Here is a 23,780-nt window from a genome sequence, read left to right as displayed (position 1 = left end):
TTAACAAACTCCATCGCGCTGTCGAACTTTACCCCGGTTTTCTCCCGGTTTCAGGCATTGGTCACGGCGAAGTGTTGAGGCACTGCTGTGCGGATTTATGACTCATTCTAAGGTGAGAGATTCTGTTGCAGGACATATATATGTACCGCGCTTAGATAGGCGAAGTTCTATATGTTGGGCAGGAAGAGGAGTGGGGCGCGAAGTGTTTTATATCGGGAGGTGGCTGTCACTTCCTTCCATGGAAGTTAACAAGTTTTAAGTGGGTGTTTCAGTGGTGCGCGTTATTCAGGAACTTGCTGAGGAACTGTTTCGTCCGTTCTTCTTTCGGGTTGGCAAACAACGCCTTGGCTTCGCCCTGCTCGACGATCACACCCTTGTCGAAAAACACCACGCGATTCGCCACGTCCCGGGCAAAGCCCATTTCGTGGGTGACGATGACCATGGTGCGATTCTCTTCGGCCAGGCTGCGGATGGTCGACAACACTTCACCGACCAGCTCAGGGTCGAGCGCGGAAGTGGGCTCATCGAACAGAATGACTTCCGGTTCCATCGCCAGCGCCCGGGCAATCGCCACACGCTGTTGCTGACCACCGGAAAGGCGTCGCGGGTAAGCGTCTTCCTTGCCCGCCAGGCCAACCCTGGCCAACAGCTTTTTACCCAGGGCAACGGCTTCGGCGTGCGGGATCTTCTTCACGATGATCGGGCCTTCGATGACGTTTTCCAGGGCGGTGCGATGGGGAAACAGGTTGAAGTTCTGGAACACGAAGCCCACGTGCTGGCGCAAACGTCGCACCAGGCCTTGCTGCTGGTTCAGCGGGCGGCTGCCATCGATCTCGATGTCGCCGACCTTGATCCGGCCGCTGGTGGGTTCTTCGAGGAAATTCAGGCAACGCAGGAACGTGGTCTTGCCCGAACCGCTAGGCCCGATAATCGCCACGACTTCGCCTTCTTTCACTTCCAGATCGATGCCGTTGAGCACCACTTGACCCTTGAACTGCTTTGTCAGTTTTTCCACGACAATCATTGGGTCAGGACTCCTGGTCGTGCCGATTGACCCGCTCTTCCAACTTGTTCTGCAGGTGCGACAGCACCGTGGCCAGAATCCAGTAGATCAGCGCGGCGGCGAGATACATGGTGAACACTTCGAAAGTCCGGGCGGTGATCAATTGCGCCTGACGGAACAGTTCCGGCACCTGGATGGTGGCGGCCAGCGCCGTGTCCTTGACCAGCGAGATGAAGCTGTTGCCCAGCGGCGGCAAAGCCGTGCGCATCGCTTGCGGAATGATGGCCCGGCGCAGGGTCTGCGCGCGGGTCATGCCGATACTCGCGGCGGCTTCCCATTGGCCACGCTCGATGGAGCTGATCGCGGCACGCAGGATTTCACAGGCGTAGGCGGCCATGTTCAGCGAAAAGCCGATCAGGGCCGCGGGCAGCGGATCAAGTTCGACGCCCAATTGTGGCAAGCCGTAATAGATCACGAACAGCTGCACCAGCAACGGCGTGCCGCGAAAGAACGACACGTAGATGCGGGCCAGCCAACTCACCAGTTTGAAGCGCGACAGGCGCATCAACGCCAGGCCGAAGCCCATCACCAGGCCGAAGAACATCCCGCCCAGGCTCAAGATGACCGTGTAGTACGCGCCCTTCAGCAGGAAGGGCGCGGAGTCGAGCGCGAGTTGGAAAGCTTCTTCCATTATTTGGTGACGTCAGCTTGGAAGTATTTTTCCGAGATCTTGGCCAGGGTGCCGTCGGCACGCAGCTCGTCGAGTGCCTTGTTCACTGCAGCCAACAGCTCTGGTTCGCCTTTACGCAGGGCAATACCGGATTCCTGGCGGGAGAATGCCTGGCCAGCAGCCACGGTTTTCGGTGCTTTCTTGGCGTATTCAAGCGCAGCCAGACGGTCGATCAGGATGGCGTCGGTACGGCCGTTGTTCAGGTCTGCGAACTTGGTCGGATCATCGTCGTAAGTGCGCACGTCAGCACCCGGCACGTTGGCGCGGACCCACTGTTCGTAGTTGGTGCCCAGGCCTACACCGACTTTCTTGCCGGTCAGGTCAGCGGCTGTCTTGATGTTCAGCGCGGCTTCCTTGCTCTTCAGCACCAGCGCCTGAATCCCGGAGATGGTGTAAGGCTCGGAGAAGTCATACTTCTTCTTGCGCTCGTCGGAGATGGTCACCTGGTTGACCACCAGGTCCAGACGCTTGGATTCCAGAGCGGCGAGGATGCCGTCCCACTTGGTTGGCTGAATCTTGGCTTTAACACCCAGTTTTTTGGCCAGGGCTTCGGAGAGCTCGACTTCGAAGCCAGCCAGTTTGCCGTCGGCGTCGACGAAACTGAACGGTGGGTAAGTGCCTTCCAGGCCGACGTTGATCACGCCTGCGTCCTTGATTTTTTGCAGCTGCTCACCGGCAACCGCTTGCCCCAACAGGCCGGCGCTCAATGCCAGGCCCAGCGAACCTACCAGCAGGTTGCGACGTAGTGCGGAAAAATTCATGACAAGCCCCTGTGTTTTCTTATGGAAGACGCTATTAGGAATGTTGGCAAAATCGGGATTTGAACGATTGCGATATCCTGCCCTAAAGCAGCTTATGCGTCTCGCGCCAAATTCGCCTGCGGCGCGACTATATGACGGCGTTGTTAGATAGGAAAATACTAAATATCGATTTTGTTATTCTTTTATAGAATATGTGACGCATGATCGTTCCCACGCTCTGCGTGGGAATGCCTCAAGGGACGCGGAGCGTTCCATTGGGACGCGGAGCGTCCCGGGCTGCATTCCCACGCAGAGCGTGGGAACGATCGGTCAAAGGAAGTCTTTATAGGCAAACAACGCTGGCGCCCCGCCGGTGTGCAGGAAGATGATCGGGCCGTCGTCAAACCGCCCGCGCCCGATGCCATCCAGTAACCCGGCCATGGCCTTGCCGGTGTACACCGGATCAAGCAGCAAACCTTCCTGACCCGCCACCAGTTTCACCGCCGACAACGTCCCGGCGTTCGGCTCGCCATAACGCGGGCCGAAGTATTCATCCCACAGTTCAACCTTGAACGTCTTCGGCAGGCTCACACCCAGCAACTCGGCCGTGCGCTCGGCCAGCCCTTGGACTTTCGGCCTCTGATCTTCCTCACTGCGGGAAACCGTCACCCCGATCACTGGCAAATCCGGGAGTACTTCGCTCAACGCCAACGCCAGACCGCTGTGGGTGCCGGCACTGCCTGACGCCAGGACTACGGCGGCGAATTGCAGGCCGGTGTCCTTGATCTGTTCAGCCAGTTCCAGCCCCGCACGCACGTAACCCAAAGCGCCCAAGGCATTGGAGCCACCGATCGGTACCAGATACGGTTTCTTGCCGTTGTTGCGCAGGCGATCGGCCAAGGCTTGCAGTTGGTCGTCAGCGTTATCGAGGTTCTCCACCAGCTCGACCTTGGCATCGAACAGGTCCAGCAGCAGGCGATTGCCGTTGCCGACATAGTTGGCGTCGTCGGTGCCCAGCGGGTTTTCCAGCAGCGCCACACAACCCAGGCCCAGTTTGGCGGCGATGGCCGCCGTCTGGCGCACGTGGTTGGACTGCAGCGCACCGGCGGTGATCAAAGTGTCGGCGCCCTGGGCCAACGCGTCGGCGGCCAGGTATTCGAGTTTGCGCAGCTTGTTGCCGCCCATGGCCAGCGGCGTCAGGTCATCGCGCTTGACGTACACGTCGCGGCCCAGCCAGGTCGACAGACGTTCAAGTTTTTCCAGGGCGGTGGGATGGCCGAGCAGGTCGAGGCGATTAAAGCGGGCAAGCGATTGTTTGATCATGGGTCCGTACTGGCGGGGAGAGATGTCAGGACTATAGGCACGCCTATTTGTACGGGCAACCGCCAATCGCTTATATCCGAATGTATTGATCACAGCACAATTGGTTCTTAATTCGGCCTCAAGCCCTTGCCGTAAAGTAATCGCCGTCAGTGCGGCCAGACAGTCCGGCCGCCCGTGAGGAGTTTTTACCGTGAGCGAGCGTTCCAGCCATTGGCAATTGCAGACCATCGTCAGCCAACTGCGCACGGCGCGTGATCAATGGCGTGCACAAAACGGCCGCGCCAGCGGCGAGCAGGGTGGTCGCGAGCTGCCGTCCCGGGCGGCGATGGCGGAGATTCTCGAAGCCTTGTGCGGTGCGTTGTTCCCGATGCGCCTGGGGCCGGTGGATTTGCGCGAAGAGAGTGAAGACTTCTATGTCGGCCACACCCTTGATGTCGCACTGAATGCGTTGTTGGCTCAGGCGCGGCTCGAACTGCGTTATGCCGCTCGCCACAGTGACCAGGCCGACACCGAAGTCGAGGCCAAGACGATCCAGATCATCCAGGACTTTGCCCTCGCGCTGCCGGGGCTGCGCAGTTTGTTGGACACCGACGTGCTGGCGGCCTATCACGGCGACCCGGCGGCCCGCAGTGTCGATGAAGTGCTGTTGTGCTATCCGGGAATTCTGGCGGTGATTCACCATCGCCTGGCCCACCATTTGTACCGCGCCGGGTTGCCGTTGCTGGCGCGGATCAGCGCGGAAATCGCCCACTCCGCTACCGGCATCGACATTCATCCGGGCGCGCAGATTGGCCGCAGCTTCTTTATCGATCACGGGACGGGTGTGGTGATCGGCGAGACCGCGATCATTGGCGAGCGGGTGCGGATTTATCAGGCCGTGACGTTAGGCGCCAAGCGTTTTCCTTCTGATGAAGACGGGCAGTTGCAGAAGGGCCATCCGCGGCATCCGATTGTCGAGGACGATGTGGTGATTTATGCCGGGGCGACGATTCTGGGGCGGATCACCATCGGCAAGGGCTCGACGATTGGCGGCAATGTGTGGCTGACCCGTAGTGTGCCGGCGGGGTGCAACCTGACCCAGGCGAATTTGCAGCATGATGATGGGACGCAGAAGTAAATCCTGAGATCTCGGCCGATCGTTCCCACGCTCTGCGTGGGAATGCCTCCACGGACGCTCCGCGTTCGGCTGTAGATGGGACGCGGAGCGTCCCGGGCTGCATTCCCACGCAGAGCGTGGGAACGATCTTTTGGCAGTGAACGAATCCTCCACCCCCCGCGTCATACCCTTCCTTGAGCTAGCGTAGGAAAGCGACCGCCGAGCCCTGCGATTAGTCCTTAGCACGCTATTCATGTTTAACTTGAACGCTCATTCAAGTTAAACCGCCGGTTTGCTGCCCGCTCACAACAGGAGGCTTGCCCTTGCCGAGTCCGTTATTGATTGCCCGGTTTCACCCCCTTGAGGCGCACTGTTCATGAGTGCACCGTCCACCCTTCCAAGCGGCCAGGTCCGCATGAATCCGCCGGTGTTTTACTTCGCGGCGGGTTTCATCCTGTTGTTCGGCATCGTTGTAATAGCCTTCCCGAAACAGGCCGGTGCCTGGTTGCTGGAAGCGCAAAACTGGGCGGCCAATACGGTCGGCTGGTACTACATGCTCGCGATGACCCTGTACCTGGTCTTCGTGGTGGTCACCGCCTTGTCCGGCTACGGCAAGATCAAGCTCGGAGCCGACCACGACGAACCCGAATTCAGTTACCTGTCCTGGGCCGGCATGCTGTTCGCCGCCGGGATCAGCATTACGCTGTTTTTCTTTTGCGTGTCCGAACCGCTGACCCATTTGGCACAGCCACCCCAAGGCACCGCCGGTACGCCGGAAGCGGCGCGGCAGGCAATGCAGATTCTGTTTCTGCACTGGGGTTTGCATGGCTGGGGCGTGTTCGCTTTTGTTGGCATGGCCCTGGCTTACTTTGCCTACCGGCATAACCTGCCGCTGGCCCTGCGTTCGGCGCTGTACCCGCTGATTGGCAAGCGCATCAACGGCCCGATCGGCTACGCAGTGGATGGCTTCGGCATCATCGCCACGGTGTTCGGCCTCGGCGCGGACATGGGTTTCGGCGTGCTGCACCTCAACTCGGGTCTGGACTACCTGTTCGGCATCGCTCACACCCACTGGATTCAGGTCGGCCTGATTACATTGATGATGGGCGCGGCGATCATCGTTGCGGTGTCCGGCGTCGATAAAGGCGTGCGGGTCATGTCCGATATCAACATGCTGCTGGCCTGCGCGTTGCTGTTGTTCGTGTTGTTTGCAGGTCCCACTCAGCACCTGCTCAACACCCTGATCCAGAACATCGGCGACTACCTCGGCGCGTTGCCGATGAAGAGTTTCGACCTCTACGCCTACGACAAACCCAGCGACTGGCTCGGCGGCTGGACGGTGTTCTACTGGGCCTGGTGGATTGCATGGTCGCCATTCGTGGGCCTGTTCATCGCGCGGATTTCCCGTGGCCGGACCATCCGCGAATTCGTCTTCGGCGTGCTGCTGATTCCGCTCGGTTTCACCCTGGCGTGGATGTCGATCTTCGGCAACAGCGCCATCGATCAGGTGCTCAATCACGGCATGACAGCGCTCGGTATGTCCGCCATCGATAACCCGTCGATGACCTTGTACCTGCTGCTGGAAACCTACCCGTGGAGCAAAACCGTGATCGCGGTCACGGTGTTCATCAGCTTCGTATTCTTCGTGACGTCCGCCGACTCCGGCACCGTGGTCCTCTCGACACTGTCCGCCAAGGGCGGCAACCCGGATGAAGACGGGCCGAAATGGCTGCGGGTATTCTGGGGCGCGATGACCGCGCTGGTGACCAGTGCGTTGCTGTTCTCCGGCAGCATCGATGCGCTGAAGTCGGCCGTGGTGCTGACCTCGCTGCCGTTCTCGATGATCCTGCTGCTGATGATGTGGGGGCTGCACAAGGCGTTCTACCTGGAATCCCAGAAGCAGATCGCGCAGATGCATTCTCTGGCACCGGTGTCCGGTTCCAAGCGTGGAGGCTGGCGTCAGCGCTTGAGTCAGGCGGTGCATTTCCCGTCGCGGGATGAGGTTTATCGCTTCCTCGAAACCACGGTGCGACCGGCGATTGAAGAAGTGACGGCCGTTTTTGTCGAGAAGGGCTTGAACGTGGTCGCTCAGCCGGACCCGGCCAACGACAGCGTCAGCCTGGAAATCGGCCACGGCGAGCAGCATCCGTTCATCTATCAGGTGCAGATGCGCGGTTACTTCACACCGTCGTTCGCCCGTGGCGGCATGGGTTCCAAGCAACTCAACAACCGTCGTTACTACCGTGCTGAAGTGCATTTGAGCGAAGGCAGTCAGGACTACGATCTGGTGGGTTACACCAAGGAACAGATAATCAACGACATCCTCGACCAGTACGAACGGCACATGCAGTTCCTGCACCTGGTTCGTTGATCGGGCGTCGGTGGCGTCTAGGTTTTGCTCAGCACCATGAACAGAACCAGCGCCGCCACCGGCACGCTGAACACCACCGTGCCGACCACCAGTTCCGAACTTACGGACTGGTTGGCCGTGACCACGCCCACCGCGCCATTAATCACCGTCAGCGCCAGCCACAGCACGACGAAGCTGTAGGTCAAAGTCTGGCGACTGAAGCCGACTCGCTCGCCGATGTAGAGCATCAGCGCCAGCAGGACCAGGCCGAAGAAGATGATGATAGTGGTGTGCATGGTGTGTGCTCCTGAGTGAATAATCGTTCCCACGCTCTGCGTGGGAATGCAGCCCGTGACGCTCCGCGTCACTGAACGCGGAGCGTCCCCTGAGGCATTCCCACGCAGAGCGTGGGAACGATCGGTGTAGGTGCTTACAGGTTCACGCTAAGTAGGTCATCAATACCAATTCGCTTGGCAAAATCGATCCGCACCCGCTCCGAAACCTCCGTGACCTCTGCCGCGCCATCCCCGACAAAATCAATCACCGAGCGCGCCGGCCGTGAGCCCTGGGGCAGTCCGACGATTCGTACGATGTCATCGGCCACCGCTTGCGGGTCGGCATCCTCCGGGGTCAACGCACTCAATCGTTCACCGACTTTATCCATCACCCCGTCATATCGAGCATAGGCGTCGCTGCGCGCGACGTCGGCCGGTTTGCCGGCGCTGGGGAAATGGTCGGTGCCGCGAGTGAACGCACCGGGCACCACGATCGAGGTCTCGATGCCGAAGCGGGTCAGCTCGTAGGACATGCTCACCGCCAGGGAATCCATCGCCGCTTTGGCGGCGGCATAAGGCCCCATGAACGGTGGGAAACCGCCCTTGGTCGTGGAGCTGCTGATCCACAACACCAGCCCCGAACCTTGGGCGCGCATCTGCGGCAACACCGCGCGACTGACCCGCTGGGCGCCGTAGACGTTGGTGTCAAAGACCTTCGTGATTTCTTCGACGGTGAAGGCTTCAGTCGGGCCGATCACCAAATGCCCGGCGTTCTGCATCACTGCATCGAGTCGACCTTGCTCCTTGACGATGGTCGCTACCGCCGCGTCGGCCGACTCCTGGGACAACACGTCCAGTTCCAGTGGATGCAACGCGACGTTGTGCTCGTTGGCCCACAGGCGAATACCGTCGGCCCGGGCGGCGTTGCGCCCGTTCACGTCACGCATGCTGGCGTAAACGATGTGCCCGGCCCTGGCGAGGGATTCTGCGGCGAGTTTGCCTATACCAGTACCGGCGCCAGTGATGAGGATTACGTTTTTCATAAGGTTCTCCTTGATTCGGCTGGCTTAAACCAGACCACCGTTGACCCGCAGGATTTGCCCGTTGACCCACGCCGAATCCGGTCCGACCAGGAAGGACACGACGCGGGAAATGTCTTCTGGCTGAGCCAGGCGTTCCAGTGGCGGCATCTTGGCAAAGGTCTGAATTTGCTCTTCGCTCTTGCCGTGCAGGAACAGGTCGGTCGCCACCGGCCCAGGGGCGACGGCGTTGACCGTGATGTTGCGACCGCGCATTTCCTTGGCGAATACCTGGGTCAGGGATTCCACCGCGGCTTTGCTGGCGATGTACACCGCATAGCCCGGCAGGTTCATGCCGACGGTGCTGCTGGAGAAGTTGACGATGCGGCCGCCGCTATTCAGGCGAGTCGCCGCTTCGCGCAGGGTGTTGAAGGTGCCGCGAGCGTGGATGTTGAAGTTCTGGTCGAACAGTTCGTCCGTGTGTTGCGCCAGTGGCATCACTTTGAGGATGCCAGCGTTGTTGATCAGCACATCGACCTTGCCCAGTTGCGCTTCGGTTTCGTCGAACATCCGGCGCACGTCATCGGCATTGGCTACGTCAGCCTTGATCGCTATGGCTTGATGGCCGGCCTGACGCAACTCAACAACCAGTCGGGATGCTTCGGTGGCGCTGCTGGCGTAGTTGATGGCGACGGCAAAACCTTCGCTGGCCAGTTGTTTGGCGATCACCGCACCGATGCCGCGGGAGGCGCCGGTCACAATGGCAACTTTGGTTGTTTGAGTAGTCATGGCGGTGTTTCCTCTGAAGTTGTTTGCTTTGGGGTGGAGCCAATTTCACATGTTTACCCAGGGCGATAAATGCACGAGAGTTGCCTTGACTGTTCAATATTCGCCAACAACCAATCCAGGAGCTGACCGTGGATCAAGTCAAAGCAATGAAGGTGTTTGTGCGGATTTACGAGCGCAGCAGCTTCACCCTGGCCGCCGATGACCTGAACCTGCCCCGAGCCACGCTGACCCACACGCTGAATCAGTTCGAAGCCTGGCTCGGCACGCGTCTACTGGAGCGCAGCACGCGCAAGGTGCGCCCCACGCTGGATGGCGAGGCGTATTACCTGCGTTGCGTGCAGTTGCTGGCGGAACTCGAAGAAGCCGAATTGGCGTTTCGCGGCGTGGCACCGAAAGGGCGGTTGCGCGTGGACTTGCATGGCACCTTGGCCAAGTACTTCGTGATCCCGGCGTTGCCACAATTCATGGACCGTTATCCGGACATCGAACTGTCGATCAGCGAGGCCGATCGTTTTGTCGACCTGATCGCCGAAGGCGTTGATTGCGTGCTGCGCGCCGGCACGCTGAGTGACTCGGCATTGATCGGCAAACGCGTGGCCAACCTGCGCCAGATCACCTGCGCCAGCCCTGCTTACCTGCGCAAATACGGCGAACCGAAACGCCTCGAAGACCTGAAAAATCACCGCGCGGTGAACTACGTCTCGCGCACCACCGCCAAGCAATTTCCGTTTGAATTCATGGTCGATGGCGAACTGCAGGAAGTGACCATCGAAGGCGCGTTGTCGGTGTTCGGCGCAGAAATCTACGCGGCCTCGGCGATTGCCGGGCTCGGCATCATCCAGTGCCCGCACTACCGGATGGAAACGCAGATCGCCCAAGGCCTGGTGCAGGAAATCCTCATCGACACACCGCCGCCATCGATGCCGGTTTCAGTGCTGTACCCGCACAACCGACACATGTCGCCACGGGTTCGAGTGTTTGTGGATTGGTTGGGGGAGGTGTTTGCGGGGGCTCGATAGCGACGCAGATTTGTGCCCACTTTCGCTACCGTGCGACTTGCGCATCCGCTGATTTCTTGCGCTGCATCGAGCGACGTGCCAGCGCGCCTAGGCGCGCCCTCGAGGGCCCTGGCCCGTTAAAAACACGAATGCCATGTAGTACGAAACAATGGTTCATTTAACGGTGTTTGGACAGGCGCTCGAACGGCGGTGAGCGCGAATCCCGACGCGCACCATCGATCGATAAATGTGAGTTAAGACTAATAAGTACGGCACATCGACCTTTGATCCCGCGTTTGTACGCCACAAAGAAAACGGCGAGAGAGACGGCGGAAGAAGCAGTACGTACTGCCATTCGGAAAAGTACACATCCAGTTGAGCGTGGCGCAAACCTCTCGCAGAAATGTGAAACGTTTCAGCAATTAGTCGATCCCACGGTTGGCGTCGCATTCGTTGGGCGTATGCTGGTTAGCCTCGACTACCGCCCGGAGCAGATTGCGGACGGTTTATAGGGGGTAGGCGATCAAACCGTTTTATGTAAATCCCCTGTAGGAGCAAGGCTTGCCCGCGATGGCGATTTCAAGTCCGCCATCGCGAGCAAGCTTTGCTCCCACCGATTTCAGACAAAACAGACAAGAGAGGATTCGATGACATACACCGCTGCCGAAAACCGCTATGACTCTATTCCGTACCGCCGTGTAGGCCGCAGCGGGCTGGTGCTGCCGGCATTGTCCCTGGGGTTGTGGCACAACTTCGGCGACAGCACGCCGATCGACACCCAGCGCTCGTTGCTGCGCACGGCGTTCGATCTGGGCATCAACCACTTCGACCTGGCCAACAACTACGGCCCGCCGTACGGCAGCGCCGAAATCAACTTCGGTCGCCTGCTGCGTGAAGACTTCAAGCAGTACCGCGACGAGCTGATCATCTCCAGCAAGGCCGGTTGGGACATGTGGCCGGGCCCTTACGGCCAGGGCGGCGGTTCGCGTAAATACGTGCTGGCCAGCCTCGACCAGAGCCTGCAACGCCTGGGCCTTGACTACGTGGACATCTTCTACTCCCACCGCTTCGACCCGGACACCCCGCTGGAAGAAACCGCCAGCGCCTTGGCCACCGCTGTGCAACAAGGCAAGGCGTTGTACATCGGCATCTCGTCCTACTCCGGGGTGAAAACCCGCGAAATGGCCGCGCTGCTGCAAGAGTGGAAGGTGCCGCTGTTGATCCACCAACCGGCCTACAACCTGCTCAATCGCTGGGTGGAAAAGGATCTGCTGGATGTCACCGACGAACTCGGCACCGGCGTGATTGCCTTCACACCGTTGGCCCAGGGCCTGTTGACCGACAAGTACCTCAACGGCATTCCGAAGGACGCGCGGGTCAATCGTCCGGGTGGTGGTTCGTTGCAGGAATCGCACCTGTCCGAAGCCAACATCGCCCATGTGCGCGGGCTCAATGAGATTGCCAAGCGTCGTGGCCAGAGCCTCGCGCAACTCGCTTTGGCCTGGACCCTGCGCGACCCGCGCGTGACCTCGGCCCTGATCGGCGCGAGCCGGCCGGAGCAGATCATCGAGAACGTCGGGGCGTTGAAGAACCTGAGCTTTAGCGCGGAAGAACTGGCGGAGATTGACCGGTTTGCCCAGGAAGGCGGGATCAATTTGTGGGAGAAGCCTTCCACCGCTGAATGACTGAGCACTGATCGTTCCCACGCTCCGCGTGGGAATGCCTCCCGTGACGCTCTGCGTCACAGTGGACGCGGAGCGTCCATGGCTGCATTACCACGCAGAGCGTGGGAACGATCAGTTACCTGAAAAATGGCACATCCCCCAACACTGTCGCCCGCTGCATTACTCGCCGCGCCGGCCGATAGTCATCCACCGCGTAATGCTGGGTCACGCGGTTATCCCAGAACGCCACGTCGTCCTTCTGCCAGCGCCAGCGAATGGTGAATTCCGGCCGCGTTGCGTGGGCAAACAACAGCTTCAGAATCGCCTCGCTTTCCGTTTCCGACAGCTCATTGATCTTCGACGTGAACCCTTCATTGACGAACAACGAACGGCGCCCGCTCACCGGGTGCGTGCGGATCACCGGGTGCGACAGTGGTGGATTCTTGCGTCGTGCTTCTTCCCATTGGGCCAGCGCTTCAGGCGTGTTGCCGTAACGTTCCAGCGGGAATGAGCGGGTGAAATCGTGAGTCGCGGTCAGCCCTTCGAGCAGGCTTTTCATCGGCGCCGACAACGCCTCATATGCCGCAATCCCACTGGCCCACAACGTGTCGCCACCGAACTCCGGCAGCAACTTGGCGCTGAGTACCGCGCCCATGGCCGGGGTCGGCAGGAAGGTGACGTCGGTGTGCCAGATCGCGTTGTCGCGCACGTCGGTGACGGCGGTATCGAGGATCAGCACTTCCGGTTGTTCCGGCACGTTCGGGTAGATCGGGTGAATGTGCAGATCACCGAAATTCGCGGCGAAGCGTGCCTGTTGTTGCGGCGTGATCGGTTGGTCGCGGAAGAACAACACCTGGTGCTTGAGCAGCGCCTGCTCGATGGCATCGCGCTGTTGCGGGCTCAGCGGCTGGCTGATGTCGATGCCGCTGATCTGCGCACCGAGGGCTGAGCTGAGGGGGACGATGGTCAGGGTGCTCATGATCTTTCTCTTCAGTCCTGGATGTCGACTGTGGGAGCGAGCCTGCTCGCGAAAGCGGTGTGTCAGTCATAACACTGCCGACTGACACTCTGCATTCGCGAGCAGGCTCGCTCCCACAAGTGCTCTTACACAAATAATCAGTGGGCCTGGCCGTGCCACGGCACCAGTTTGCGTTGCAGTGCACGCAAGCCCATTTCCATGGCGAAGGCGATCAGGGCGATCACCAGAATCCCCAGCACCACCACATCGGTGACCAGGAACTGCGCAGCCGACTGCACCATGAAGCCCAAACCGCTGGTGGCGGCGATCAATTCGGCGGCGACCAGCGTCGACCAACCCACACCCAAACCAATCCGCACGCCGGTCAAGATATCCGGCAGCGCACTCGGCAGAATCACATGCCGAATCAACTGCGCCCGCGTTGCGCCCAAGGACTGCGCGGCGCGCAACTTGGCCGGATCAACCGTGCGCACGCCGGTGGCGGTGGCGATGGCAATCGGGGCGAAGATCGCCAGGTAAATCAACAAGACTTTCGACAGCTCACCGATGCCGCACCAGATCACGATCAGTGGCAGGTAGGCCAGCGGTGGAATAGGGCGGTAGAACTCGATCAGCGGATCGAGAATCCCGCGAGCGATGCGGTTGTGTCCGATGGCAATCCCGACCGGCACGGCGGTCAACACCGCGAAACCCAGGCCAAGACCGATGCGTTTGAGGCTCGCGCCCAAGTGCTGCCACAAGGTCGAATCCATGTAGCCGGTGGTCGCCAGCAGCCAGCCCTTTTGCAGCACGGCGGACGGTGGCGGCAGGAACAGCGGTTCGATCATGCCGGTGGCGGTGACGGCCCACCAGATGAACACCAAAGCGAACAACGTCAGCACACTGATCCAACGAGTATTGAGACTGCGGCGCACCGGAATCACCGTCGAAGCGGATTTCACCGTCACGGCCGGAAGGTCATAGCTGCTCATGCGCGCTCCTGCCGCGTGGCGGCGCTGCGTTGGGAGAACACTTTGGCGAGCACGTGTTCGCGGGTTTCGATAAAGCGCGGGTCGGATTTGATTGCCCGTGCCGACTCGCCAGCGGCGTAACGCTGACCGAAGTCCAGGCTCAGACGCTCGACGATTTGCCCAGGATTCGGGGCCAACAGAATCAAGTCAGTGGCGAGGAACACCGCTTCTTCGATGTCGTGGGTGATCAGGAACACCGGTTTGGCGGTGCGCTGCCAGACTTGCAGCAACAGCTCCTGCATCTGTTCGCGGGTGAAGGCATCGAGGGCGCCGAAGGGTTCGTCCATCAGCAGCACACGCGGATCAGCGGCGAGGGCGCGGGCGAGGCCGACGCGTTGCTTCTGACCGCCCGAGAGCTGCCAGATGCGACGGTTTTCGAAGCCGGAAAGGTCCACCAGTGCGAGCATTTCCCGAGCACGGATCTCGCGTTTGTCTTTGGAAACACCGGCCAGTTCCAGACCGAAACCAACGTTGGCCAGCACGTCCTGCCAGGGCAGCAGCGCGTCGTCCTGAAACACCACGCCACGTTCGGCGCTCGGGCCTTTGACCGGCACGCCATCGAGGGTGATGCGCCCGGCGCTGGGCTCGACGAAACCGGCAATCAGGTTCAACAGCGAAGTCTTGCCACTGCCGGACGGGCCGAGGGCCACCAGCAATTGCTGGGGCCCCAGGCTCAAGGAAATATCCGTCAGTACCGGATCCGGACTGCCGGGGTACTGTGCGCTGATGCGCTCCAGCTGTAGCAAAGCCATCGCAGTTAACTCCGATCAGTTGGTGATGTATTTAGCGCTGACGTACGGGGCGTAATCCGGCAGCACGGCCTCGACCTTGCCTTGTTCTTTGAGGAAGGCAGCGGTGTCGGTGATGGCCTTGGTGGTCGGTGCGCCGAGGGTGATCACTTGATCAGCCGCCAGCGGGTAGACGTTGCCTTGCAGCAGCAATGGAATGTCGGCGGCTTTGGCCCCGGACAGCTTCACCAGTTTGTCGACGTTGCTTTGGTTGGCGAGCCAGGTTTTCGGGTCTTTGCGGTAATCGGCGTAGGCATCCAGGGTCACTTTGGCGAACGCGGTGACGATTTCCGGGTGCTTCTCGGCGAAGTCTTTACGCACGATCCAGGCATCGAAGGTCGGTGCGCCGAACTTGGCCAATTCGCCGGAGGTGATCAGCACCTTGCCGTTTTCCTTGGCTACACCAAGCGCTGGGTCCCAGACGTAGGTGGCGTCGATATCACCGCGTTTCCACGCGGCGACGATGGCCGGCGGGGCGAGGTTGAGGATGGTGACTTTCGACGGGTCAATGTTCCAGTGCTTGAGCGCGGCGAGCAGGCTGTAGTGACCGGTGGACACGAACGGCACGGCGATTTTCTTGCCGATCAGGTCTTGCGGGGTCTTGATCCCGGAACCGTCGCGAGCGACCAGTGCTTCAGCGGCGCCGATCTGGGTGGCGATCAGGAACGTTTCGACCGGGACTTTGCGGGTGATTGCAGCCGTCAGAGGGCTGGAACCGAGGTAGCCGATCTGCACGTCGCCGGACGCGATGGCGGCGATGATGTCGGCACCGTTGTCGAATTTGCGCCAGTCGATCTTGGCGTTGGTGGCTTTTTCGTACGCGCCGTCGGCCTGGGCGACTTTGGCCGGGTCCACGGTGGTCTGGTAGGCGACGGTCACGTCAGCCGCCTGGGCAAAGAAACTCGCCGCAGCCAAAGACGCGGCCGCCAGGAGGCGAAGAGGGAAATTCAGTTTCATTGGAGAAGCTCCTTGTCAGGCGACCGAGGATCGGCGTGAAAGGAGACTAAATGATATAAGAATCCGAAAATAAATAACTTTTTCGAATGAGCTTATGAGCGGAAAATTCTAAGCACTTCACCAGATCGTTCCCACGCTCTGCGTGGGAATGCAGCCCGTGACGCTCCGCGTCACTGGACGCGGAGCGTCCCTTGAGGCATTCCCACGCAGAGCGTGGGAACGATCAACGTCGGACCGCCCCAAAGGGGAGAGGGGGAAAGGGAGCCGATCTTCATGATGTTCAGAACTTGAGTTCGACCCGGTTTTTCAGGTCGATGTAGCTCCAAGAACAACTCGGTCAGCCCCCTCTACCCTCTGGGGAGAGGGTTGGGGTGAGGGGTGGGTCTAGAGGTTAGTTGCTAATTGCCAGAATGCTCGCCTGATACGACCCGACAAACACATCGAAATCGCCAACCTCGTTCTGCTCCAGCTCCGCTTGTTCCGCCAGCGACGAGCGCGCCCGCGCTTCAAACTTCGCCTGTTCCTCAACGCTCAACGGCTCACTGCGGAAGTACTCGGCATGCACCCGGCTCTGACGCAGGGAGAACTGAGCAAAGCTTTCCTTATGCTCGGCCATCGCCGCCAGCACCATGGCCGAAGGCGTCCGGGACGGATCCTTGACCTTCTCCAGTTGCACGTCCAGCGCCTTGCTATGCGCATCGCCGCCATGGCTTTGATCGAGCAGCGCGGCGAGCGGGGCAATCTTCTCCAGCAGCTCGGTGGCCCATTCCTTCATGTCCACCGATTCACCGTCACGCTGCAATTGCAGGCCCGGGCGGCGACCTTCCTTGACCACGCTGAGGAAGTTGGTGGTCGCGTTGTTGCAGGTGTTGGCGGCCAGCAACGGACTGTCGTTCAACGCGCAGTACAGCAGGAATGCGTCGAGGAACCGCGATTCCGTCAGGTCGATACCCATCGGCAGGAACGGGTTGATGTCCAGGCAGCGCACTTCCACGTACTGAATGCCACGGGCCACCAGCGCCTGGATCGGCCGTTCGCCGGTGTAGGTCACGCGTTTCGGGCGGATGTTGGAGTAGTACTCATTTTCGATCTGCAGGATGTTGGTGTTGAGCTGAACCCACTCACCGTCCTTGTGCGTGCCGACTTCAACGTACGGCGCGTAAGGCGTGGCCACCGCTTTGCGCAGGCTGTCGGTGTAGCTCGACAGATCGTTGTAGCAAGGGGTCAGGCCGGCCTGGGCGTTGCTCTGGTAACCCAGGTCACTCATGCGCAGGCTGGTGGCGTACGGCAGGTACAAGGTGTCCGGATCAAGCTGTTCCAACTGGTGCGAACGACCGCGCAGAAAGCCCGCGTCCAGCGCAGGAGACGCGCCGAACAGGTACATCAGCAGCCAGCTATAGCGACGGAAGTTGCGGATCAGCGCGATATAGGCCGACGACTGATAATCGCGGTCGGTGCCGACAAAGCCTTCAGCCTCTTTAAGCAGCGGCCAGAGCTTTTCCGGCAGGGAAAAGTTGTAGTGAATCCCGGCGATGCACTGCATGGTCTTGCCGTAACGCAGGGCCAGGCCCTTGCGGTAGACGTACTTGAGCTGACCGATGTTGGACGTGCCGTAATAGGCAATCGGGATGTCTTCCTCGGCCGGCAACGGACACGGCATCGATGGACTCCACAGAAACTCGTTGCCGAGCTTGCTGTAGGCAAAACGGTGAATGCTGTCCAGGCTCGCCAGGGTATCTGCCGGGTCGGGCAGGGCGGGCGTGATGAATTCCAACAGCGATTCGGAATAATCGGTGGTGATCTGTTCGTTGGTCAGCGCGGAACCCAATTCTTCCGGGTGCGGCGTTTGCGCCAGGCGACCTTCATCGGTCACGCGCAGGCATTCACGTTCGATGCCGTGAAGGCACTGTTCGAGCAGAGAGAGGTTAGCGCGCTCGCCGAGCAGAGCCAGGCGGCGGTTGAGAAGTTCGCTCAAGTTGGATTCCTTCACGCGTCAGTCGCCCCAATATGGGGGTGGGCAAGACGGTCTACAAGGGTGAAGTTAAAACTGGCGTTTTCGCCTGGTTTTCGGACCGCACTGGACGGGTGACAGCCAGCCAGTGAGTGCTAGCCGCAAACCCCCTGTGGGAGCGAGCCTGCTCGCGAAGACGGTTTGTCAGCTAACATTTAAGTCAGCTGACAAACCGTCTTNNAAGACGGTTTGTCAGCTGACTTAAATGTTAGCTGACAAACCGTCTTCGCGAGCAGGCTCGCTCCCACAGGGGGTTTGCGGCTAGCACTCACTGGCTGGCTGTCACCCGTCCAGTGCGGTCCGAAAACCAGGCGAAAACGCCAGTTTTAACTTCACCCTTGTAGACCGTCTTGCCCACCCCCATATTGGGGCGACTGACGCGTGAAGGAATCCAACTTGAGCGAACTTCTCAACCGCCGCCTGGCTCTGCTCGGCGAGCGCGCTAACCTCTCTCTGCTCGAACAGTGCCTTCACGGCATCGAACGTGAATGCCTGCGCGTGACCGATGAAGGTCGCCTGGCGCAAACGCCGCACCCGGAAGAATTGGGTTCCGCGCTGACCAACGAACAGATCACCACCGATTATTCCGAATCGCTGTTGGAATTCATCACGCCCGCCCTGCCCGACCCGGCAGATACCCTGGCGAGCCTGGACAGCATTCACCGTTTTGCCTACAGCAAGCTCGGCAACGAGTTTCTGTGGAGTCCATCGATGCCGTGTCCGTTGCCGGCCGAGGAAGACATCCCGATTGCCTATTACGGCACGTCCAACATCGGTCAGCTCAAGTACGTCTACCGCAAGGGCCTGGCCCTGCGTTACGGCAAGACCATGCAGTGCATCGCCGGGATTCACTACAACTTTTCCCTGCCGGAAAAGCTCTGGCCGCTGCTTAAAGAGGCTGAAGGCTTTGTCGGCACCGACCGCGATTATCAGTCGTCGGCCTATATCGCGCTGATCCGCAACTTCCGTCGCTATAGCTGGCTGCTGATGTACCTGTTCGGCGCGTCTCCTGCGCTGGACGCGGGCTTTCTGCGCGGTCGTTCGCACCAGTTGGAACAGCTTGATCCGGACACCTTGTACCTGCCGTACGCCACCAGCCTGCGCATGAGTGACCTGGGTTACCAGAGCAACGCCCAGGCCGGCCTGACCCCTTGCTACAACGATCTGTCGAGCTACACCGACAGCCTGCGCAAAGCGGTGGCCACGCCTTACGCGCCGTACGTTGAAGTCGGCACGCACAAGGACGGTGAGTGGGTTCAGCTCAACACCAACATCCTGCAGATCGAAAATGAGTACTACTCCAACATCCGCCCGAAACGCGTGACCTACACCGGCGAACGGCCGATCCAGGCGCTGGTGGCCCGTGGCATTCAGTACGTGGAAGTGCGCTGCCTGGACATCAACCCGTTCCTGCCGATGGGTATCGACCTGACGGAATCGCGGTTCCTCGACGCATTCCTGCTGTACTGCGCGTTGAACGACAGTCCGTTGCTGGCCGCCAACACCTGCAACAACGCGACCACCAACTTCCTCAGCGTGGTCAAGGAAGGTCGCCGCCCGGGCCTGCAATTGCAGCGTGACGGTGAATCGGTGGACATGAAGGAATGGGCCACCGAGCTGCTGGAGAAGATTGCCCCGCTCGCCGCGCTGCTCGATCAAAGCCATGGCGGCGATGCGCATAGCAAGGCGCTGGACGTGCAACTGGAGAAGGTCAAGGATCCGTCCCGGACGCCTTCGGCCATGGTGCTGGCGGCGATGGCCGAGCATAAGGAAAGCTTTGCTCAGTTCTCCCTGCGTCAGAGCCGGGTGCATGCCGAGTACTTCCGCAGTGAGCCGTTGAGCGTTGAGGAACAGGCGAAGTTTGAAGCGCGGGCGCGCTCGTCGCTGGCGGAACAAGCGGAGCTGGAGCAGAACGAGGTTGGCGATTTCGATGTGTTTGTCGGGTCGTATCAGGCGAGCATTCTGGCAATTAGCAACTAACCTCTAGACCCACCCCTCACCCCAACCCTCTCCCCAGAGGGTAGAGGGGGCTGACCGAGTTGTTCTTGGAGCTACATCGACCTGAAAAACCGGGTCGAACTCAAGTTCTGAACATCATGAAGATCGGCTCCCTTTCCCCCTCTCCCCTTTGGGGCGGTCCGACGTTGATCGTTCCCACGCTCTGCGTGGGAATGCCTCAAGGGACGCTCCGCGTCCAGTGACGCGGAGCGTCACGGGCTGCATTCCCACGCAGAGCGTGGGAACGATCTGGTGAAGTGCTTAGAATTTTCCGCTCATAAGCTCATTCGAAAAAGTTATTTATTTTCGGATTCTTATATCATTTAGTCTCCTTTCACGCCGATCCTCGGTCGCCTGACAAGGAGCTTCTCCAATGAAACTGAATTTCCCTCTTCGCCTCCTGGCGGCCGCGTCTTTGGCTGCGGCGAGTTTCTTTGCCCAGGCGGCTGACGTGACCGTCGCCTACCAGACCACCGTGGACCCGGCCAAAGTCGCCCAGGCCGACGGCGCGTACGAAAAAGCCACCAACGCCAAGATCGACTGGCGCAAATTCGACAACGGTGCCGACATCATCGCCGCCATCGCGTCCGGCGACGTGCAGATCGGCTACCTCGGTTCCAGCCCTCTGACGGCTGCAATCACCCGCAAAGTCCCGGTCGAAACGTTCCTGATCGCCACCCAGATCGGCGCCGCTGAAGCACTGGTCGCTCGCGACGGTTCCGGGATCAAGACCCCGCAAGACCTGATCGGCAAGAAAATCGCCGTGCCGTTCGTGTCCACCGGTCACTACAGCCTGCTCGCCGCGCTCAAGCACTGGAACATTGACCCGTCGAAAGTCACCATCCTCAACCTCGCCCCGCCGGCCATCGTCGCCGCGTGGAAACGCGGTGATATCGACGCCACCTACGTCTGGGACCCAGCGCTTGGTGTAGCCAAGGAAAACGGCAAGGTGCTGATCACCTCCGGCGAATTGGCCAAGTTCGGCGCACCGACCTTCGATGCCTGGATCGTGCGTAAAGACTTCGCCGAGAAGCACCCGGAAATCGTCACCGCGTTCGCCAAAGTGACCCTGGATGCCTACGCCGATTACCGCAAAGACCCGAAAACCTGGCTCGCCAACCAAAGCAACGTCGACAAACTGGTGAAGCTGTCCGGGGCCAAAGCCGCCGACATTCCATTGCTGCTGCAAGGCAACGTCTACCCGCTGGCGGCTGATCAAGTGATCACCCTCGGCGCACCGACCACCAAGGCCATCACCGACACCGCTGCCTTCCTCAAAGAACAAGGCAAGGTCGAGGCCGTGCTGCCGGATTACGCCCCGTACGTCAGCGCTAAATACATCACCAACTGATCGGAGTTAACTGCGATGGCTTTGCTACAGCTGGAGCGCATCAGCGCACAGTACCCCGGCAGTCCGGATCCGGTACTGACGGATATTTCCTTGAGCCTGGGGCCCCAGCAATTGCTGGTGGCCCTCGGCCCGTCCGGCAGTGGCAAGACTTCGCTGTTGAACCTGATTGCCGGTTTCGTCGAGCCCAGCGCCGGGCGCATCACCCTCGATGGCGTGCCGGTCAAAGGCCCGAGCGCCGAACGTGGCGTGGTGTTTCAGGACGACGCGCTGCTGCCCTGGCAGGACGTGCTGGCCAACGTTGGTTTCGGTCTGGAACTGGCCGGTGTTTCCAAAGACAAACGCGAGATCCGTGCTCGGGAAATGCTCGCACTGGTGGACCTTTCCGGCTTCGAAAACCGTCGCATCTGGCAGCTCTCGGGCGGTCAGAAGCAACGCGTCGGCCTCGCCCGCGCCCTCGCCGCTGATCCGCGTGTGCTGCTGATGGACGAACCCTTCGGCGCCCTCGATGCCTTCACCCGCGAACAGATGCAGGAGCTGTTGCTGCAAGTCTGGCAGCGCACCGCCAAACCGGTGTTCCTGATCACCCACGACATCGAAGAAGCGGTGTTCCTCGCCACTGACTTGATTCTGTTGGCCCCGAATCCTGGGCAAATCGTCGAGCGTCTGAGCCTGGACTTCGGTCAGCGTTACGCCGCTGGCGAGTCGGCACGGGCAATCAAATCCGACCCGCGCTTTATCGAAACCCGCGAACACGTGCTCGCCAAAGTGTTCTCCCAACGCAGCGCCGCCACGCGGCAGGAGCGCGCATGAGCAGCTATGACCTTCCGGCCGTGACGGTGAAATCCGCTTCGACGGTGATTCCGGTGCGCCGCAGTCTCAATACTCGTTGGATCAGTGTGCTGACGTTGTTCGCTTTGGTGTTCATCTGGTGGGCCGTCACCGCCACCGGCATGATCGAACCGCTGTTCCTGCCGCCACCGTCCGCCGTGCTGCAAAAGGGCTGGCTGCTGGCGACCACCGGCTACATGGATTCGACCTTGTGGCAGCACTTGGGCGCGAGCCTCAAACGCATCGGTCTTGGCCTGGGTTTCGCGGTGTTGACCGCCGTGCCGGTCGGGATTGCCATCGGACACAACCGCATCGCTCGCGGGATTCTCGATCCGCTGATCGAGTTCTACCGCCCTATTCCACCGCTGGCCTACCTGCCACTGATCGTGATCTGGTGCGGCATCGGTGAGCTGTCGAAAGTCTTGTTGATTTACCTGGCGATCTTCGCCCCGATTGCCATCGCCACCGCCACCGGCGTGCGCACGGTTGATCCGGCCAAGTTGCGCGCCGCGCAGTCCTTGGGCGCAACGCGGGCGCAGTTGATTCGGCATGTGATTCTGCCGAGTGCGCTGCCGGATATCTTGACCGGCGTGCGGATTGGTTTGGGTGTGGGTTGGTCGACGCTGGTCGCCGCCGAATTGATCGCCGCCACCAGCGGTTTGGGCTTCATGGTGCAGTCGGCTGCGCAGTTCCTGGTCACCGATGTGGTGGTGCTGGGGATTCTGGTGATCGCCCTGATCGCCTTCGCCATGGAAATGGGCTTGCGTGCACTGCAACGCAAACTGGTGCCGTGGCACGGCCAGGCCCACTGATTATTTGTGTAAGAGCACTTGTGGGAGCGAGCCTGCTCGCGAATGCAGAGTGTCAGTCGGCAGTGTTATGACTGACACACCGCTTTCGCGAGCAGGCTCGCTCCCACAGTCGACATCCAGGACTGAAGAGAAAGATCATGAGCACCCTGACCATCGTCCCCCTCAGCTCAGCCCTCGGTGCGCAGATCAGCGGCATCGACATCAGCCAGCCGCTGAGCCCGCAACAGCGCGATGCCATCGAGCAGGCGCTGCTCAAGCACCAGGTGTTGTTCTTCCGCGACCAACCGATCACGCCGCAACAACAGGCACGCTTCGCCGCGAATTTCGGTGATCTGCACATTCACCCGATCTACCCGAACGTGCCGGAACAACCGGAAGTGCTGATCCTCGATACCGCCGTCACCGACGTGCGCGACAACGCGATCTGGCACACCGACGTCACCTTCCTGCCGACCCCGGCCATGGGCGCGGTACTCAGCGCCAAGTTGCTGCCGGAGTTCGGTGGCGACACGTTGTGGGCCAGTGGGATTGCGGCATATGAGGCGTTGTCGGCGCCGATGAAAAGCCTGCTCGAAGGGCTGACCGCGACTCACGATTTCACCCGCTCATTCCCGCTGGAACGTTACGGCAACACGCCTGAAGCGCTGGCCCAATGGGAAGAAGCACGACGCAAGAATCCACCACTGTCGCACCCGGTGATCCGCACGCACCCGGTGAGCGGGCGCCGTTCGTTGTTCGTCAATGAAGGGTTCACGTCGAAGATCAATGAGCTGTCGGAAACGGAAAGCGAGGCGATTCTGAAGCTGTTGTTTGCCCACGCAACGCGGCCGGAATTCACCATTCGCTGGCGCTGGCAGAAGGACGACGTGGCGTTCTGGGATAACCGCGTGACCCAGCATTACGCGGTGGATGACTATCGGCCGGCGCGGCGAGTAATGCAGCGGGCGACAGTGTTGGGGGATGTGCCATTTTTCAGGTAACTGATCGTTCCCACGCTCTGCGTGGTAATGCAGCCATGGACGCTCCGCGTCCACTGTGACGCAGAGCGTCACGGGAGGC

Annotated in this window: 21 protein-coding genes; 9 read left to right on the top strand and 12 right to left on the bottom strand. The window is 60.3% G+C overall.

Annotated elements, in window-relative coordinates:
• Positions 1-268: 268 nt before the first annotated feature.
• The 4 genes from tcyN to BK667_RS32795 all read right to left on the bottom strand — a co-directional run bounded on the left by tcyN (position 269) and on the right by BK667_RS32795 (position 3,796).
• A complete protein-coding gene (gene tcyN / locus BK667_RS32780) occupies positions 269-1,024 on the bottom strand; it encodes an L-cystine ABC transporter ATP-binding protein TcyN (protein WP_123515890.1) in 756 nt (251 codons plus the stop codon).
• Between the two features lie 4 nt (positions 1,025-1,028).
• Positions 1,029-1,694 carry a cystine ABC transporter permease gene (gene tcyL / locus BK667_RS32785; RefSeq protein ID WP_123515888.1) on the bottom strand — a complete coding sequence of 222 codons (666 nt, stop codon included), beginning with the start codon at positions 1,692-1,694 and terminating at the stop codon, positions 1,029-1,031.
• Positions 1,694-2,494 carry a cystine ABC transporter substrate-binding protein gene (gene tcyJ / locus BK667_RS32790; RefSeq protein WP_123515886.1) on the bottom strand — a complete coding sequence of 267 codons (801 nt, stop codon included), beginning with the start codon at positions 2,492-2,494 and terminating at the stop codon, positions 1,694-1,696. The genes tcyL and tcyJ overlap by 1 nt, the downstream gene beginning before the upstream one ends.
• A gap of 309 nt (positions 2,495-2,803) precedes the next feature.
• Complete coding sequence (locus BK667_RS32795) at positions 2,804-3,796, bottom strand: D-cysteine desulfhydrase (protein WP_123600079.1); 993 nt, start codon at positions 3,794-3,796, stop codon at positions 2,804-2,806.
• Between the two features lie 190 nt (positions 3,797-3,986).
• On the opposite strand from BK667_RS32795, the gene epsC reads away from it, so the two are divergent.
• Complete coding sequence (epsC, locus tag BK667_RS32800; protein ID WP_054047822.1) at positions 3,987-4,913, top strand: serine O-acetyltransferase EpsC; 927 nt, start codon at positions 3,987-3,989, stop codon at positions 4,911-4,913.
• Between the two features lie 394 nt (positions 4,914-5,307).
• Entirely contained in the window at positions 5,308-7,263 is a 1,956-nt protein-coding gene (gene betT / locus BK667_RS32810) for a choline transporter BetT (RefSeq protein WP_185058308.1), read from the top strand.
• Positions 7,264-7,280: 17 nt separating this feature from the next.
• On the opposite strand, the gene BK667_RS32815 is transcribed toward betT, so the two are convergent.
• The 3 genes from BK667_RS32815 to BK667_RS32825 form a co-directional block, all read right to left on the bottom strand.
• Positions 7,281-7,538: a hypothetical protein gene (locus BK667_RS32815; RefSeq protein WP_123600080.1), complete on the bottom strand. Its 258-nt coding sequence runs from the start codon at positions 7,536-7,538 to the stop codon at positions 7,281-7,283.
• Positions 7,539-7,672: 134 nt separating this feature from the next.
• Entirely contained in the window at positions 7,673-8,560 is an 888-nt protein-coding gene (locus BK667_RS32820; protein ID WP_123600081.1) for an SDR family oxidoreductase, read from the bottom strand.
• Positions 8,561-8,584: 24 nt separating this feature from the next.
• Positions 8,585-9,325, bottom strand: coding sequence for an SDR family oxidoreductase (locus BK667_RS32825; protein WP_123600082.1), 741 nt, complete (start codon positions 9,323-9,325; stop codon positions 8,585-8,587).
• Between the two features lie 128 nt (positions 9,326-9,453).
• On the opposite strand from BK667_RS32825, the gene BK667_RS32830 reads away from it, so the two are divergent.
• A complete protein-coding gene (locus tag BK667_RS32830; protein WP_123600083.1) occupies positions 9,454-10,344 on the top strand; it encodes a LysR family transcriptional regulator in 891 nt (296 codons plus the stop codon).
• 626 nt (positions 10,345-10,970) lie between these two features.
• Positions 10,971-12,008, top strand: coding sequence for an L-glyceraldehyde 3-phosphate reductase (gene mgrA / locus BK667_RS32835; protein WP_123515872.1), 1,038 nt, complete (start codon positions 10,971-10,973; stop codon positions 12,006-12,008).
• Positions 12,009-12,123: 115 nt separating this feature from the next.
• On the opposite strand, the gene tauD (BK667_RS32840) is transcribed toward mgrA, so the two are convergent.
• The 5 genes from tauD (BK667_RS32840) to gshA (BK667_RS32860) form a co-directional block, all read right to left on the bottom strand.
• On the bottom strand, positions 12,124-12,966 hold the full coding sequence (tauD, locus tag BK667_RS32840) for a taurine dioxygenase (protein ID WP_123600084.1): 843 nt from the start codon (positions 12,964-12,966) through the stop codon (positions 12,124-12,126).
• A 137-nt stretch (positions 12,967-13,103) separates the two neighbouring features.
• Positions 13,104-13,937 carry a taurine ABC transporter permease TauC gene (gene tauC, locus BK667_RS32845; RefSeq protein WP_123515868.1) on the bottom strand — a complete coding sequence of 278 codons (834 nt, stop codon included), beginning with the start codon at positions 13,935-13,937 and terminating at the stop codon, positions 13,104-13,106.
• Positions 13,934-14,728 carry a taurine ABC transporter ATP-binding subunit gene (tauB, locus tag BK667_RS32850; protein ID WP_123600085.1) on the bottom strand — a complete coding sequence of 265 codons (795 nt, stop codon included), beginning with the start codon at positions 14,726-14,728 and terminating at the stop codon, positions 13,934-13,936. Before tauB (BK667_RS32850) ends, tauC (BK667_RS32845) begins: the two co-directional genes overlap by 4 nt.
• A gap of 15 nt (positions 14,729-14,743) precedes the next feature.
• Entirely contained in the window at positions 14,744-15,721 is a 978-nt protein-coding gene (gene tauA, locus BK667_RS32855; protein WP_123515864.1) for a taurine ABC transporter substrate-binding protein, read from the bottom strand.
• Between the two features lie 391 nt (positions 15,722-16,112).
• Complete coding sequence (gene gshA, locus BK667_RS32860; protein WP_123600086.1) at positions 16,113-17,696, bottom strand: glutamate--cysteine ligase; 1,584 nt, start codon at positions 17,694-17,696, stop codon at positions 16,113-16,115.
• Positions 17,697-18,128: 432 nt separating this feature from the next.
• Between gshA (BK667_RS32860) and gshA (BK667_RS32865) the strand changes: the two genes are divergently transcribed.
• From gshA (BK667_RS32865) to tauD (BK667_RS32885), 5 genes are all read left to right on the top strand, one after another.
• Positions 18,129-19,712: a glutamate--cysteine ligase gene (gene gshA / locus BK667_RS32865; RefSeq protein WP_123600086.1), complete on the top strand. Its 1,584-nt coding sequence runs from the start codon at positions 18,129-18,131 to the stop codon at positions 19,710-19,712.
• Between the two features lie 391 nt (positions 19,713-20,103).
• Complete coding sequence (gene tauA, locus BK667_RS32870) at positions 20,104-21,081, top strand: taurine ABC transporter substrate-binding protein (RefSeq protein WP_123515864.1); 978 nt, start codon at positions 20,104-20,106, stop codon at positions 21,079-21,081.
• A 15-nt stretch (positions 21,082-21,096) separates the two neighbouring features.
• Positions 21,097-21,891 carry a taurine ABC transporter ATP-binding subunit gene (gene tauB, locus BK667_RS32875; protein WP_123600085.1) on the top strand — a complete coding sequence of 265 codons (795 nt, stop codon included), beginning with the start codon at positions 21,097-21,099 and terminating at the stop codon, positions 21,889-21,891.
• Positions 21,888-22,721 (top strand): taurine ABC transporter permease TauC, encoded by an 834-nt coding sequence (gene tauC, locus BK667_RS32880; RefSeq protein ID WP_123515868.1) that lies wholly within the window; start codon positions 21,888-21,890, stop codon positions 22,719-22,721. Before tauB (BK667_RS32875) ends, tauC (BK667_RS32880) begins: the two co-directional genes overlap by 4 nt.
• A gap of 137 nt (positions 22,722-22,858) precedes the next feature.
• Entirely contained in the window at positions 22,859-23,701 is an 843-nt protein-coding gene (gene tauD, locus BK667_RS32885; protein WP_123600084.1) for a taurine dioxygenase, read from the top strand.
• Positions 23,702-23,780 lie beyond the last annotated feature (79 nt).

Origin of the sequence: Pseudomonas frederiksbergensis (assembly GCF_003732705.1) — a bacterium.
In the GTDB taxonomy this organism is placed as follows: Bacteria; Pseudomonadota; Gammaproteobacteria; order Pseudomonadales; family Pseudomonadaceae; genus Aquipseudomonas; species Aquipseudomonas frederiksbergensis_F.
The sequence above is the reverse complement of the archived record's forward strand: the minus strand, read 5'-3'. Positions and strand labels throughout refer to the sequence as shown.